This is a genomic window from Serratia aquatilis (assembly GCF_044865145.1).
Lineage (GTDB): Bacteria > Pseudomonadota > Gammaproteobacteria > Enterobacterales > Enterobacteriaceae > Chania > Chania aquatilis.
This window is the reverse complement of sequence record NZ_CP173186.1, coordinates 3,557,275-3,571,366: the sequence shown is the minus strand read 5'-3', so window position 1 is coordinate 3,571,366 and position 14,092 is coordinate 3,557,275. Positions and strand designations below refer to the sequence as shown.

The window sequence follows — 14,092 nt, the reverse complement described above, 5'->3', positions numbered from 1 at the left end:
CTTTACACACAGGGAACGCGCAATGAAAAAAGTATTGAGTCTGACCACTCTGATAGCTGGCGTAATAATGGCATTTAATGTGGGGGCAGCAGATGCACCCAAGGAACTGAATCTGGGGATTATGGGTGGGCAAAACGCCACTCAGCAGATTGGTGACAACCAATGTGTGAAGCAATTTCTGGATAAAGAACTCAACGTGGATACCAAGCTGCGCAACTCTTCCGATTATGCTGGTGTGATCCAGGGCCTATTGGGCGGTAAGATCGATTTGGTATTCGGCATATCACCGTCTTCATTCGCCTCGGTCTATCTCAAAGATCCGCAAGCGGTCGAATTGGTAGGGATCGGCGTAGACGATGTGGATCAGTCACGTGGTTATCACTCGGTGGTATTGGTCAAAGCCGATAGCCCCTACAAAAAACTGGAAGACCTGAAAGGCAAGTCCTTCGGTTTTGCAGAGCCGGATTCCACTTCCGGTTTCCTGTTTCCAAATCAGGTATTTAAGCAGCAGTTCGGCGGCTCACTGGACGATAAATACAACAATTTTTTCTCCAGCGTAACCTTCTCCGGTGGTCATGAGCAGGACATTCTGGGTGTATTGAACGGCCAGTTTGAAGGCGCGGTAACCTGGACTTCGATGGTCGGTGATTACGATAGCGGTTATAGCAGCGGTGCTTTTGGCCGCATGATCCGCATGGATCACCCGGATTTGATGAAGAAGATCCGCATCATCTGGCAGTCGCCGCTGATCCCGAACGGCCCGATTCTGATTCGTCAGGCACTGCCGGTTGATTTCAAAGAGCAACTGGTTGCCGCCATCAAAAAGCTGGATAAAGAAGATCACGAGTGCTTCATCAAAGCGATGGGCGGCAAGCAGCACATTGGTGATGTCACACTGGCAGAGTACCAGACTATCATCGATATGAAGCGTGAACTGACCAAAGGCTCACGTTGATACCGCTATATATTTTCATCCCTCACTTTAACCTGCTCTACAGGGGGCGGTGAGGGAACAATTTTTGCTGTAACCCAATGATGGGAAGCCATTTTGAAGACCGATTTTGCACACTACTATCAACGGATCCGCAGCAAGCAAAAGCGTGAAACCTTGCTCTGGTCTCTGGGGCTGGCGGTACTCTATCTTGGTGCTGGCAACCTCGCCGAATTCAATCTGCATACCGTGTGGGTTTCTATCCCCCACTTTTTTGACTATCTGGCAGAGACCATACCTGTTTTGCATTGGCCTGTGTTGTTTGCCGATAGTCATACGGAAGGTTCTTTTGCCTACTGGGGATACCGGTTGAATATCCAGTTACCGTTGATCTGGGAAACCATACAACTAGCCTTGGCTGCGACCATTCTCTCTGTCCTTATCGCCGGCGTGCTGGCATTTCTGGCCGCTAATAACACCCATAGCCCAGCGGGATTACGTTTCGCCATTCGTACTCTGGTAGCATTTTTGCGCACTATGCCTGAACTGGCCTGGGCAGTGATGTTTGTCATGGCGTTCGGCATTGGTGCCATTCCTGGGTTTATGGCCTTGGCATTGCATACCATCGGTAGCCTGACCAAGTTGTTCTATGAAGCGATAGAAACCGTATCAAACAAGCCGGTACGTGGGCTGACGGCTTGCGGCGCTACGCCAATGCAGCGCATGCGTTTCGGCCTGTGGCCTCAGGTTAAGCCGATATTTCTGTCCTACGGGTTTATGCGGCTGGAAATCAACTTCCGCCAGTCGACCATCCTTGGCCTGGTCGGGGCAGGGGGGATTGGTCAAGAACTGATGACCAATATCAAATTAGATCGTTACGATCAGGTCAGCATGACGTTGATATTAATAATCGTCGTGGTATCACTGCTGGATTACGTTTCCGGTGAGTTACGTAAACGCGTTGTAGAAGGAAAAACCTAATGTCTGTTCAGCCGATCTCTGCCATAAATTTGCAGCAACTGAAACAGCAGCACCCGGAAATCTTCTCGCGTCAAAGCCGCTATTTGCGTACGGTTGGCATTATAGCTGCAGCGATTGTGTTGTATTACGTATTCTTTTTCCTGTTTTTCGGTATTTCCTGGCTGCAGTTTATTAATGGTTGCCAGCAGATTAGCCGTTACTTTGTCAGGATGTTTGTCTGGCACGATTTTGCCAACTGGCCATTTATCTATTACTTCCAGCAGATCTTTATCACCCTCGCAATCGTATTTGTTGGCACGCTTACGGCATCGCTACTCGCTTTGCCACTGTCATTTTTTGCCGCACGTAATGTCATGTCAGCACCCTGGTTACGCCCCGTTGCCGGTGTGGTTCGCTGTTTGCTTGATATCCTGCGTGGCATCGACATGGCTATCTGGGGGCTGATTTTCGTACGCGCGGTAGGGATGGGGCCATTGGCTGGTGTGTTAGCCATCGTTATGCAGGATATTGGGTTACTCGGCAAACTGTATGCGGAAGGTCATGAAGCGGTGGAGAAATCCCCGAGCCGAGGGTTGACGGCGGTTGGTGCGAACGGTTTGCAAAAGCATCGTTATGGTATTTTCACCCAATCTTTTCCCACCTTCCTGGCGTTGAGTCTCTACCAGATTGAGTCCAATACCCGCTCTGCGGCGGTGCTTGGCTTTGTTGGCGCAGGAGGGATTGGTTTGGTGTATGCCGAGAACATGCGGCTCTGGAACTGGGATGTGGTGATGTTTATCACCTTGCTGCTGGTGGTGGTGGTGATGCTGATGGACAAGGTATCCTCGATGCTACGCAACAAATACATCGTGGGTGAAGAGATCCCTCTTTATAAGCAGACAAATTAGTCCTTGCCTGTCTGCGCCGCTAGAAATACGTTTGAGAAACCCCTGCCGGAACCCTATACTGCCGCCATACAAGGTGTGTGGCGGTTATGTTACTGCGCCACATGTCCCCTGATTGACAAGCTAAAGGCAATTCCATGATTAACAATGATGTGCTGCGTAGCGTGCGCTACATGCTGGCTATTAATGACGCGAAGATGGTTGCGATCGTCAAGCTTGACGATTTTGACGTCGATGTTGCAGCCATGGGGGCCTATATGGTCAAAGAAGGTGAGCCGGGTTTTGAACCCTGTCCTGACGAAGTCATGGCGCATTTTCTCAATGGTCTGGTGTTATTCAAGCGTGGCAAGGATGATAAATTTCCGCCCCCTGCAATAGAACTGCCGATCACGAATAATCTGGTACTGAAAAAGCTGCGTGTGGCCTTCGAGCTGAAAGATATCGATCTGCAGCAGATATTTACCTCCGTTGATTTCCGTATCTCCAAGCCTGAACTGAGTGCGCTGTTCCGTAAAGAAGGCACCAAGAACTATCGCCCATGTGGCGATCAGATGCTGCGCTACTTCCTGAAAGGTTTGGCCCAGCGCCTGCGTGGCGCATAATCCCCCGACTTCCGGCGCCCTAATCATGGGCGCTTCCTGTCCAGCTTAGTCTGTCTTTTGCGCGTAATAGATTTGTGGATCATACTCAGTACGATATGGGGGTTTTATCTCGATGAATATCAGTGAACTGATTATTCTCATCACGATAATACGCGTCTGAACTGTTTTGACACAATAAGATCATAATGATGACTACAGCGCCCACACCTATTCCTCAGCAGTTAAGCAACACCGCTATAGAACAGAAAATACTCAGACGCTCAATCTTGTGTACCCTTTTTATCGCCAGTTCTGGGATTGTGTTTGGTATTGTCTGCGGTTCAATGTCGATTGTTTTTGACGGTATGTTTTCGGCGTTGGATGCCGGTATGTGTGCACTGTCCTTGATGGTTTCACGCTTGCTGGGGCAACCTCATAGCCGCCGTTTTCAGTACGGTTTTTGGCATATCGAACCGCTGGTGCTGGCGTTTAACGGCAGCTTGCTGACCTTGTTGTGTCTCTACGCCTTTGTGAACGCCGTTAAGGGGATCGCAGACGGTGGGCGTGAACTTGAATTGGGTTGGGCGATTGTTTATGCCGTCACGATCAGTTTTTTCTGCTTCTTCCTTTACTTTAAGCAGTTGAAGTTGAATAAGCAGGTCAAGTCGGAGTTAATTGCGCTGGATACCAAAAGCTGGTTGATGTCTGCCTGTATCAGCTCGGCATTACTGGTGGCTTTTATTCTTTCCTGGCTGATGGAAGGTACCCGCTATGAGCATCTGATCGTCTATGCCGATCCTTTAGCTCTGGCTATTTTGACGTTGGTGTTGTTACCAATACCGATAAAAACGGTGAAATCTGCCATGAGTGAGGTCTTGCAGATGACCCCCGACAGCCTGGATTGCAAAGTGGAAGCCATTATGGCGCAGCTCACGCTGGAATATGGCTTTCTGGATTATTCCAACTATGCCACGCGCATGGGACGTGGTTTGTTTATTGAGATCCATATCGTTATCCCGGAAAGCATGGAAAAAAGCGGTGTGCAAAAGTTTGATAAAATCCGCGACCAAATTGCCGATGCCATCGGCGAAGATAGCCCCCACCGCTGGTTGACTATCTCATTTACCCATGATCCCAAATGGTTGTAGGCCGTTAATTGCACCTGACCGGGTCCAGAGGCTTGGCCATACACCAAAGTTCAACGGATTCGCTGCCACTGGAGAAAAGGTACTCGCCAACGATTTGCATTCCTTGCCGCTGATAGAACCGTTGTGCGGCAACGTTGGTTTTCAGCACGTCCAGCCACAGCTGCCGTTGCTGTTTGCCGATGGCTCGCCGCTGTACTTCGTCATACAGACGTTCGCCATAGCCAAGCCCGGCAAAACCGGGCATAAAGTAGATCTTCTGTAGCTCAGCACCGGTTGTTGCGGTGGCTTCCAACCTGCTGTCAAAGTTTATGCGGGCAAAGCCTACCGCGACGCTCTCTTGGTAGGCTAATAGCCAGCAAGTCTGAGCGTCTCGCAATGACTTCTCGAGTGCCTCTACGGAAAAATCCTGGTCCAGAAAAGCGGCCATCTCCTGCGGATTGCGCCAGAGTGCACCGAAATGGGCAACATAGCTGGCAATACCAATTTCCCGCACGGTGGTTAAATCTGCGGGTAACGCCTGACGAATAGTGAGCACGGCAACCTCCCTGTTGTTGGATAAGCCGGAATTATAATCGCTCGCCTGTTTGAGGTAACAGCGAATTATCCAGTGGTGCAGAGATATGCCCCACCTGATAGCACTGCGTGCGATTGTTGGTAAGTTCAGGTTTTTCACGCCACAAGTGGAAATGCATCAGGTGCCAACTGGTCGGGTTGAATGCGACGATACTGGCCAATGCCAATGGATTGGCCTGCTGCTGCGAACGCAACAACGACAGATCGCAATGGGGGAGAATTGGTTGATATTCACTGGTTGCGAAATGGGCATCGGTAAGCCCTTGGCGATCTATCTGCACCAACCAAGGTAGCCAGCAGTCGACCCGTGGCCAGCCAAAAGCCTGACTGACGCCACGAAATCCGCTACCGCAAACAAAATCACTCATCCCCTGATTGCTGTTCCACAGATAGAATGGCGCATAGGTATTCTCCATGCTCTGTTCACCTTTCAACGCATACAGATAGGCTTTAAAGATTAACTGCCGGTGCGCATCCATCAAATGACCAAAGTCGGCAATGCGGTGGCGGATAATGTTCATATAGTAGTCGGCGGGTAGAGTGAATCGGTATTGCATAGCGATCATGGTGAAGCTCCTGAAAGAAATTGACGACAACAGCATCGCACGGCATTTTGATCTAAAAAATCGGCATTACTAAAATTGATATACCCAAGTTACTTCAAGTTGCATGTAGGCGGCCACTGAGCGAAGCCCCAGGAGCTTGGTAAACCAAGTGACTGGGGTGAGAGAAGGCAGCCAACACCCATGCAGCTTGAAGGGCGACGGGTATAGTTCATTAAATCAGGATGGTTAACATGGCGAGGATAACTTTCGATCTCGACGACCTGCGCAGTTACGTTACGGGGATCGAGCTGGGTAGTTTTGCCAAGGCGGCGGAACGGTTGGGGCGTTCGACGTCGGCCGTCAGTGCTCATCTGAAAAAACTTGAGCAACAGGTGGGATCGCCAATCCTGCGCAAGTCAGGGCGAGGGATGATGATGACCGAAGCAGGTGAAACGCTGCTTGGTTATGCCCGTCGTTTGTTAGAACTGAATGATGAAGCCGCTGTGGCGGTTCGCGGCCTGGATCTGCAGGGGAAGGTTCGCCTGGGGTTGCAGGAAGACTTTGGCGAAACGTTTTTGCCGCAAGTGTTGGGTAGCTTTGCCCGCGCGCATCCGCGTGTACAGATTGAAGCGCGCATTGGCCGCAATGCAGAACTGATCGATGGGGTGCTTAATGGGCAACTGGATTTATCATTAGCCTGGGATGGCGGCACTCGCACGCCTTTTCAGCAGGCGTTGGGGCAACGAATGATGCAGTGGATCGCTTCCCCTGATTTTGATTTTTGCCATTGGCAAGCCAGTGGGGAGGCGCTGCCGCTGGTGGTGTTTGAAGCTCCGTGCCTGATGCGTAACGCAGCGACCACCGCCCTGGATCGTGCTGGGATCCCGTGGCGTATTGCTTTTACCAGCCGCAGTCTTGCTGGCGTATGGGCAGCGGTCAGCGCGGGCCTGGGGGTGACGGTACGAACCGATAGCGGATTACCGTCAACGCTATTCTGCCAGCCCCCCGGCATACTGCCTGAACTCAATCCAATAGGTGTGGTGCTGCACCGGGCCGAAGATCAGCCGCAGGCAGCGGTCCAACGCCTGGCGCAGATTGTGATTGAACGGCTAAATAGTTAATCCCTAATCTTTGGCAATGGGTTGCTTGCCACTCAGCGCTCCCCACTCGCTCCAGGCTCCGTCGTATAGCTTCACCTGCTCGGCTCCCAGGGATTGTAACCCCAGAGCCAGCACGGCGGCCGTTACACCAGAACCGCAGCTGACGATGGTTGGTGCGTTGATATCAACCCCTTTGTCGCTGAAGGTTTGTTTCAGTGCAGCCAGCGACTTGAAACGTCCGTTCTCCAGCAGCTCAGGGTAAGGGATATTGATGCTACCGGGAATGTGGCCACGATGCAGGCCGGGGCGGGGTTCGTCCGCTTGTGCAAAGAAACGGGGCGCTGCGCGGGCATCTATGATCTGCAGTTTGTTATCCATTGCTTGCTCCACTTGCTGCATATCCACTACTGCCTCAGCGTTGAAATGAGCCTGGAATTTGGTGGGGGCAGGTTGGGCCGCGCCGGTTTGTAACTCATTGCCACGGGCAATCCACCCTTGCAACCCCTCGTCGAGCACGAAAACGTTCTGTGCGCCAAAATTACGGAATGTCCACCAGCCGCGCGGGGCAGAGAACTGATTACCTTCATCATAGAAAACAATAGTCTGTTTCTCACTGATACCCAGTTTACCTACCGCTTCGCTAAATGCTTCCTCCGTTGGCAGCATATGCGGTAACGAGGTATTTTTGTCCGCAACATCGTCGATATCGAAATACACCGCACCGGGAATATGGCCGCGTTCAAACTCGGCTAACATGTCTTTCTTTGGGAGCAGCCCCACGGGGGACATACGCACGTCAACGACCGCCAGGTCCTCATCGTTAATATGCTGTTCCAACCATTCTGCCGTCACTATAAAGGGAGAGTTCATGATTATTATTTACCTGTTATCAAACATATACCCTGTGTATCTGGGGCGGGGGCTACGGTTAATAAAACCGCAGATTCAACGAGTAAGGTTATCTGATTTAGCACGCTAGCGGAAAGGTTTAGTATTAGGCTGTGTCTCAGACTGCTGACCAACCCCGTTATTAGGGAGAGTGTGCCGATGGGGTCGTAACGGCGTAAGCCGTCGGAGCGCCCCTCGGCGCGCTAGGCCCGGGTATCTCGGGTCAGAAGGCGACTTTGTCATCAACCTCGGACACAGCCTAGGCTGTGTCTATAATAGTGAGTTAAACCAATCTTTAAACCGAGGATAAGCAATGAACTATCGCAATGGAACGGTTCGCACCAGAAGTCTATCGGTCGCTTTAGCGTTCACCGTGGCGTTTTCTATTGGCAGCCATCAGGCCCGGGCAACGCAATCAGCCGAAAAGTGTGACCTTCACTTTTCCAACGGCATAACCCTGGCAGGCGTGCCGGTTGTCAGAACCATCGAGCAGCAGGCGAAAGGGCTCTCCAAACGCGACAACGTAGGGCCGGGCATGCTGTTCTCCTGGGACAAGGCAGAACCGCGCATATTCTGGATGCGTGATACATACGTTCCTTTGTCCATCGGATTCTTTGACCACTCGGGGCGGTTGTTTGCCGTTGAGGATATGCAACCGGAAACGGACGATCGCCATTATTCGATCCAACCTGCACTCGATGCCCTTGAACTGGCTCGTGGTGAGTTCCAGAAGTATGGATTAAAAGTGGGAGTCCGTCTGACAGCAAGAACTTGTGTAGCGCAGTAGAGTTATGCCACCTAAAGAGATGGCTCTGGCGGCCATAGCACACGGCAAGCATGTGTATTCGGAAAAACCGCTGGCGCTGGATGCGCAAAATGCCGCAGAAATGATACAGGCTGCGCGGGCCAAAGGGGTCGTAACGGCGTAAGCCGTCGGAGCGCTAGGCTCGGGTATCTCGGGCTAGAAGGCGACTTTGTCATCAACCTCCCAGTTTAATTACTGCTGTTATCCCCCTCCGGCGACCACATTCCCTAAATATTGTATGAATATCTAGCCGTTAAAGCATTACAGAGGCATTCTGTGTATCTTGGCGGTTAGGATCCCCGGTTCTGGGCTATCATTTATATCCGACGCCCTTCAAGTTGCAGGGCTGATGCAGCTTGAATTATTTAGAGCATATCTGGAAAGCCTGATAAGAGAGGAAGAAAGCATGGCTATTACCCCATTACGTGGACGTTTATTGGCGTTGGCGTTGGTTCTGATTGCCGGGACTGGCAGCATTGCTTACGCGGCCGATTCGGTACGCGTGGGCTCCAAAATTGATACCGAAGGGTCGTTGCTGGGTAACATTATCGTGCAGGTACTGGAAGCCAACGGCATCAAAACCACCAATAAATTGCAATTGGGGGCGACTAAGGTGCTGCGGGGAGCGATTACCTCTGGCGAAATCGACATCTACCCGGAATACACCGGCAATGGAGCCTTCTTTTTCTCTGATGAAAAAGATCCGGCCTGGAAAAATGCCCAGGCTGGGTTTGATAAGGTGAAACAGCTCGACTATAAGCAAAACCAGATTGTCTGGCTGGATGCGGCTCCGGCGAACAATACCTGGACTATTGCGATCCGTCAGGATGTGGCAGCGGCCAATCATCTTAAATCCCTGGCGGATCTGGCAAAGTGGATCAATGGCGGCGGCAAGTTCAAGCTGGCCGCGTCGGCTGAATTTATCGAGCGCCCAGACGCGTTACCGGCCTTCCAGAATGCTTATGGATTCAAGCTCAACCAGGATCAGTTGCTCTCGCTGGCGGGTGGCGATACGGCGGTAACCATCAAAGCCGCTGCGGAACAGACCTCGGGAGTGAATGCGGCAATGGCCTATGGAACGGATGGTCCAGTGGCTGCGCTGGGGCTGCAAACGTTGGAAGATCCGCTGGGTGTACAACCGATCTACGCACCGGCTCCGATCATCCGCGAAGCGGCCTTAAAGCAGCATGCTAATATTGCCGAGTTGCTCAAGCCGGTTTTTGCAACGCTGGACGGGCCTACGTTGCAGAAATTAAACGCACAAATTGCGGTCGAAGGGCAGGATGCCAAGCAGGTAGCCGCCAATTATCTGAAAGAGAAAGGGTTAGTTAAATAATCTCTATTTCGCTGGCAGGGTAGGTACAGTCAAGCAACGCCTATCTAGCCAGCAACGTTAGCGTATAAAGAGCAAGAGGATAACCGGAACCATGGAGTGGCTTTGACTACTGTGTTAAAAAATCGCGTACTGCTGACACTGCTAACCCTGTTGCTGTTGGCAGCATTTGGCTTACCATTCCTCAGTTATGCTCCCAATCGTCTGCTGTCTGGTAAGGGAATTTCCCTGATTTCTCTGCTGCATGGCCCGGCGTTGTGGCTGTTGCTACCGATGTTTGTGCTGGCCATTCTCAGCGTGCTGGCACCGACACGCCAACGGTCCATGCTGACCGCGCTTGTAGCGGCGCTGTTGTTGGCCCTGATCTTCTGGCTGAGTGGTTATGCCGCCCGGCAACTGGCGCTGCAGGGTTCTGCCCTGGCACGCACATCCTGGGGGAGCGGCTGCTGGCTGATGGCAGCGTTGAGCGGGTTGATTGCTACAGATGCCGTAACGCGGGTTACGCCATCGCACCTGTGGCGCGTGTTGGGAAACAGTGTCGTGATGATCCCGGCACTGTTGCTACTGTTTACACACCAACTAGATCACCTTTCGCTGCTGAAAGAATACTATAACCGGCAGGATGTGTTTGACGCTGCGCTATTGCAACATCTGACGATCTTACTGGCTACCCTGGTGCCAACGCTGTTGATTGGCGTACCGCTAGGGGTGCTCTGTTTTCGCTCAAGCCGTTGGCAAACGCCGATCTTCTCTACGCTCAATATTATCCAGACCGTACCTTCAATCGCCTTATTTGCCCTGTTGATTGCGCCATTGGCGGGATTGGTTGCGGCACTGCCTTGGCTGGCAACGCTAGGCATCAGTGGCATCGGCATGGCTCCCGCCATTGTGGCATTAGTACTTTATGCGCTGTTACCGCTGGTACGCAGTGTGGTTGCTGGTTTGCAAAGTGTTCCAGCCAGCGTGATCGAGTCCGCCAGTGGTATGGGGATGACACGATGGCAGATCTTCTTAGCGGTGCAATTACCCTTGGCATTGCCGCTATTGCTCACCGGTGTGCGTATCCTCGCGGTGCAAACCGTGGGGATGGCGGTGGTGGCCGCACTGATCGGGGCTGGGGGTTTCGGTGCCATTGTGTTTCAGGGGCTGCTCAGTAGCGCGTTGGATCTGGTGCTGCTTGGCGTGATCCCGGTGATCGTCATGGCGGTGATGGTCGATTCACTATTTAAATTCATGATTTCTATGCTGGAAGTGACGCGTCGATGATTAACTTTGAGCGGGTAAGCAAACTTTTTCAGGGCAAACCTGCGGTGGATAACCTCACGCTAAACATTGCGGCGGGGGAATTCACTGTCCTGATCGGTACTTCGGGGTCGGGAAAATCGACCACCTTGAAGATGATAAACCGGCTTATCGAACATGATGAGGGAAAAATCAGATTTGCTGGTGAAGAGATCCATAATTTCAAACCGCAGGATTTACGCCGCCGCATGGGGTATGCCATTCAGTCGATTGGCCTGTTTCCACACTGGACGGTGGAAGAGAATATTGCCACGGTGCCGCAATTGTTGAAATGGCCTCGCGCACGTATTCGCGATCGCGTTACCGAACTGATGGAGCTATTGCATCTGGAACCTGAACTGTTCCGCCGCTATCCACATCAGTTGTCGGGCGGCCAGCAGCAGCGGGTGGGCGTAGCGCGTGCGCTTGCCGCCGACCCGGAGGTCCTGCTAATGGATGAACCCTTTGGCGCGCTCGACCCGGTGACTCGGGCCACACTGCAGGCGGAGATGGTACGTATCCATCAACTGTCGGGGCGCACTATTGTACTGGTGACTCACGATATTGATGAAGCATTACACTTAGCCAATCGCATCGTCTTACTTGACCAAGGGCGAGTGGTCCAACAGGGCACGCCAATGGCCTTGTTAACCCACCCGGTAAACGATTTTGTGCGTGATTTCTTTGGCCGTAGTGATAGGGGTATCAAACTGCTGGCACTGGGGACGGTGGCAGAACGCATGCGGCCGGGTAGTGCGGCAGGTGAGCCGATTGGTGCAACCATGAGCCTGCGCGATGCACTTTCGGTGTTTGTCACCAGGGGCAGTGAATGTCTGCCGGTAATCGGTGAACAGGGGGAACAGCTTGGAGTGATCCACTTCAGCGATTTAATAACGCCAAAGGCACTGCCATGAGCCGCTATAGCGCATCACCTAGCTGGTGCCGATGGTTGTGCGATCCCTTGCCGTGGGTCATCACGCTGTTGTTGGCATTGGTGTTTGGCATGAACCAGTTACACGGCCTGTTTGCCGCCTGGTTCCCGGATCTGGATCGGCCGGTCTATCAGCAAGACAGTTTCTTTTCGCTGTTACAGGCCCACTTACTGCTGGTTGCGGTATCGAGCCTGATCGCGGCGACGATTGGCGTGGCTGCCGGTATCGCCGTTACAAGGCCGGCGGGGCGGGAGTTTCGTTCGCTGGTGGAAACCGTGGTGGCGGTTGGGCAAACCTTCCCGCCGGTAGCGGTGCTGGCTATTGCTGTACCGGTGATGGGATTCAGTGAACAGCCGGCCATTATTGCGCTGGTGTTGTACGGCTTGTTGCCAATCCTGCAAGGTACGCTGGCTGGGATTGAATCCGTACCCGCGGCGACGCGGGAAGTGGCCCAAGGTGTCGGCATGAGCCGTTGGCAAATTCTGCGGCGTGTCGAGCTGCCCTTGGCTGCCCCGGTGATTGTCGCGGGGCTGCGGACTTCAGTCATTATCAATATTGGCACAGCCACTATTGCTTCGACGGTAGGTGCCAAAACGCTAGGCTCACCAATCATTATCGGACTGAGTGGGTTCAACACCGCCTATGTGATCCAGGGCGCAGTAGTGGTCGCGCTGCTGGCGATCATTACTGACATGTTATTTGAACGCTGGGTACGCTACCTCACCGCTTGGCGCCAACAGGCGGTCACTGTCTTATCTTCCGCAGGATGAAGGCAAAGGCAGCCGTTATTACCGGCTGTCAGTAGCACTTTACTTGGCTTGAATGGTCTTGGCTGGTTCGCTGTGGGTGGAAGTGTCGTTGGTAGTAGTCTCTTGGTGTGGCGTAGTGGAACGGGTATAGATATTCAGCCCGGCCAGGAACACGCCGCCCAGAGAACTGAAGGCACACAGAGCGATGATGACGATGAACGCTTTTTTCAGCATGATTATTATTTCGCAGGTTGTTCAGAACAGCGGCAAGTATAATCCCTTGGCCGGGTGAAACAAGGCGCATTTTAACCGCTACTCGGCGGGTTGCACCTGAGGTGGCCTCACAAAAAGATATTTACCCAGCGTCACCAAGACCACGGCGGAGACGATCACCACCAGCGCCAGCCACTCACGCGGAGCCAGTGTCTCACCTGCAAAGCCGACACCGAGCAGCACGGCCACCACTGGATTGACATAAGCGTAGCTGGTTGCCACCACCGGGCGCACGTTCTTAAGCAGGAACATATAAGCGCTGATGGCCAACATCGAACCGAAAACAATCAGATAACCGAGCGCCAGAAAACTGCTCAGGCTTGGCATTTTATCGAGATGCTCACCGCTAAGTTGGCTGGCAATTGTCAGCACCACGCCAGCGACCAGCATTTCTGCCGCTCCGGCCATTGCTCCTGCTGGGAGTGAAATACGCGAACTGAGCACCGAGCCGAAAGCCCAACTGGCGGAGGCCAGCAGCACTAATAATGCACCGGTCGGGTTACCTATCAGGTTATTGCCGGTGTTAAGCAGCACAATACCCACCAGGCCGAGAGCAATACCAGCCCATTCCAGTCTGGTATTGCGGATCCCCCAGAACAGGCTAAAGAGCAGAGTAAACAAGGGGACCGTGGCGACCATCACTGCGGCAATTCCTGAGGGAACATCCTGGTGTTCCGCCACCGTAACCAGACCGTTCCCCACGGCTAACAGCAGGATGCCGATGAGGCCAGCGGATAGCCACTGTTTCAGGGTAGGCAGAGCATGGCCGCGCAGCAGCAGGAAACCAAACAGGATAATACCGGCAACCAGAAAACGAATGCCTGCCATCATCAATGGTGGCCAGCTTTCAACACCGAGCCTGATGGCATAGTAGGTCGATCCCCAGACAATATATAGCGTGAATAGCGCCCCTATTAATGGCAGGAGATGACGATTCTGTTGGCTCAGCATGGTTTTTATTATTCGGTAGGATGAGAAATGGTTAGGAGACTTAGTAAACCCTAAGGCATAGCTGATAATCAATGCTTTTTTACGACACTGGCGAAATGTATTAAACCGACCAAATATAACTCGGCCTGGCAATGCCA

Annotated in this window: 16 protein-coding genes and 1 pseudogene; 12 read left to right on the top strand and 5 right to left on the bottom strand. The window is 52.6% G+C overall.

Annotation, left to right across the window (positions count from 1 at the left end; translation table 11 throughout):
- Nucleotides 1-22: 22 nt before the first annotated feature.
- From phnD to SAQUA_RS16120, 5 genes are all read left to right on the top strand, one after another.
- A complete protein-coding gene (phnD, locus tag SAQUA_RS16140; protein ID WP_380680633.1) occupies nucleotides 23-955 on the top strand; it encodes a phosphonate ABC transporter substrate-binding protein in 933 nt (310 codons plus the stop codon).
- Between the two features lie 93 nt (nucleotides 956-1,048).
- On the top strand, nucleotides 1,049-1,912 hold the full coding sequence (gene phnE / locus SAQUA_RS16135) for a phosphonate ABC transporter, permease protein PhnE (protein ID WP_380680630.1): 864 nt from the start codon (nucleotides 1,049-1,051) through the stop codon (nucleotides 1,910-1,912).
- Nucleotides 1,912-2,799 carry a phosphonate ABC transporter, permease protein PhnE gene (gene phnE, locus SAQUA_RS16130; RefSeq protein WP_380680627.1) on the top strand — a complete coding sequence of 296 codons (888 nt, stop codon included), beginning with the start codon at nucleotides 1,912-1,914 and terminating at the stop codon, nucleotides 2,797-2,799. Before phnE (SAQUA_RS16135) ends, phnE (SAQUA_RS16130) begins: the two co-directional genes overlap by 1 nt.
- Nucleotides 2,800-2,933: 134 nt before the next feature.
- Nucleotides 2,934-3,398, top strand: coding sequence for a DUF1456 family protein (locus tag SAQUA_RS16125; RefSeq protein ID WP_380680624.1), 465 nt, complete (start codon nucleotides 2,934-2,936; stop codon nucleotides 3,396-3,398).
- A 188-nt stretch (nucleotides 3,399-3,586) separates the two neighbouring features.
- On the top strand, nucleotides 3,587-4,525 hold the full coding sequence (locus SAQUA_RS16120) for a cation diffusion facilitator family transporter (protein WP_380681223.1): 939 nt from the start codon (nucleotides 3,587-3,589) through the stop codon (nucleotides 4,523-4,525).
- Nucleotides 4,526-4,529: 4 nt separating this feature from the next.
- Here the strand turns inward: SAQUA_RS16120 and SAQUA_RS16115 are convergent, their stop codons facing one another.
- On the bottom strand, nucleotides 4,530-5,060 hold the full coding sequence (locus SAQUA_RS16115) for a GNAT family N-acetyltransferase (RefSeq protein ID WP_380680621.1): 531 nt from the start codon (nucleotides 5,058-5,060) through the stop codon (nucleotides 4,530-4,532).
- Nucleotides 5,061-5,091: 31 nt separating this feature from the next.
- Nucleotides 5,092-5,664, bottom strand: a complete 573-nt coding sequence (locus SAQUA_RS16110) for a DUF4865 family protein (RefSeq protein ID WP_380680618.1) — start codon at nucleotides 5,662-5,664, stop codon at nucleotides 5,092-5,094.
- Between the two features lie 230 nt (nucleotides 5,665-5,894).
- Between SAQUA_RS16110 and SAQUA_RS16105 the strand changes: the two genes are divergently transcribed.
- On the top strand, nucleotides 5,895-6,764 hold the full coding sequence (locus SAQUA_RS16105; RefSeq protein WP_380680615.1) for a LysR substrate-binding domain-containing protein: 870 nt from the start codon (nucleotides 5,895-5,897) through the stop codon (nucleotides 6,762-6,764).
- 3 nt (nucleotides 6,765-6,767) lie between these two features.
- Here SAQUA_RS16105 and sseA read toward each other — a convergent pair whose 3' ends face one another.
- A complete protein-coding gene (gene sseA / locus SAQUA_RS16100; protein ID WP_380680612.1) occupies nucleotides 6,768-7,613 on the bottom strand; it encodes a 3-mercaptopyruvate sulfurtransferase in 846 nt (281 codons plus the stop codon).
- A gap of 331 nt (nucleotides 7,614-7,944) precedes the next feature.
- On the opposite strand from sseA, the gene SAQUA_RS16095 reads away from it, so the two are divergent.
- The 6 genes and pseudogenes from SAQUA_RS16095 to SAQUA_RS16070 all read left to right on the top strand — a co-directional run bounded on the left by SAQUA_RS16095 (nucleotide 7,945) and on the right by SAQUA_RS16070 (nucleotide 12,752).
- Nucleotides 7,945-8,418 (top strand): DUF192 domain-containing protein, encoded by a 474-nt coding sequence (locus SAQUA_RS16095; protein WP_380680609.1) that lies wholly within the window; start codon nucleotides 7,945-7,947, stop codon nucleotides 8,416-8,418.
- A gap of 13 nt (nucleotides 8,419-8,431) precedes the next feature.
- Nucleotides 8,432-8,554 (top strand): annotated as a pseudogene (locus SAQUA_RS16090) (Gfo/Idh/MocA family oxidoreductase); the annotation flags it as partial.
- Nucleotides 8,555-8,842: 288 nt separating this feature from the next.
- Nucleotides 8,843-9,772: an ABC transporter substrate-binding protein gene (locus SAQUA_RS16085; protein WP_380680606.1), complete on the top strand. Its 930-nt coding sequence runs from the start codon at nucleotides 8,843-8,845 to the stop codon at nucleotides 9,770-9,772.
- Nucleotides 9,773-9,874: 102 nt separating this feature from the next.
- Nucleotides 9,875-11,035: an ABC transporter permease gene (locus tag SAQUA_RS16080; protein WP_380680603.1), complete on the top strand. Its 1,161-nt coding sequence runs from the start codon at nucleotides 9,875-9,877 to the stop codon at nucleotides 11,033-11,035.
- Nucleotides 11,032-11,964 (top strand): ABC transporter ATP-binding protein, encoded by a 933-nt coding sequence (locus SAQUA_RS16075; RefSeq protein WP_380680600.1) that lies wholly within the window; start codon nucleotides 11,032-11,034, stop codon nucleotides 11,962-11,964. Before SAQUA_RS16080 ends, SAQUA_RS16075 begins: the two co-directional genes overlap by 4 nt.
- Complete coding sequence (locus SAQUA_RS16070) at nucleotides 11,961-12,752, top strand: ABC transporter permease (protein WP_380680597.1); 792 nt, start codon at nucleotides 11,961-11,963, stop codon at nucleotides 12,750-12,752. Before SAQUA_RS16075 ends, SAQUA_RS16070 begins: the two co-directional genes overlap by 4 nt.
- Before the next feature lie 39 nt (nucleotides 12,753-12,791).
- On the opposite strand, the gene SAQUA_RS16065 is transcribed toward SAQUA_RS16070, so the two are convergent.
- Both SAQUA_RS16065 and yedA read right to left on the bottom strand, forming a co-directional pair.
- Entirely contained in the window at nucleotides 12,792-12,965 is a 174-nt protein-coding gene (locus SAQUA_RS16065) for a hypothetical protein (protein WP_380680594.1), read from the bottom strand.
- Nucleotides 12,966-13,043: 78 nt separating this feature from the next.
- Nucleotides 13,044-13,955 carry a drug/metabolite exporter YedA gene (gene yedA, locus SAQUA_RS16060; protein ID WP_380680591.1) on the bottom strand — a complete coding sequence of 304 codons (912 nt, stop codon included), beginning with the start codon at nucleotides 13,953-13,955 and terminating at the stop codon, nucleotides 13,044-13,046.
- Nucleotides 13,956-14,092 lie beyond the last annotated feature (137 nt).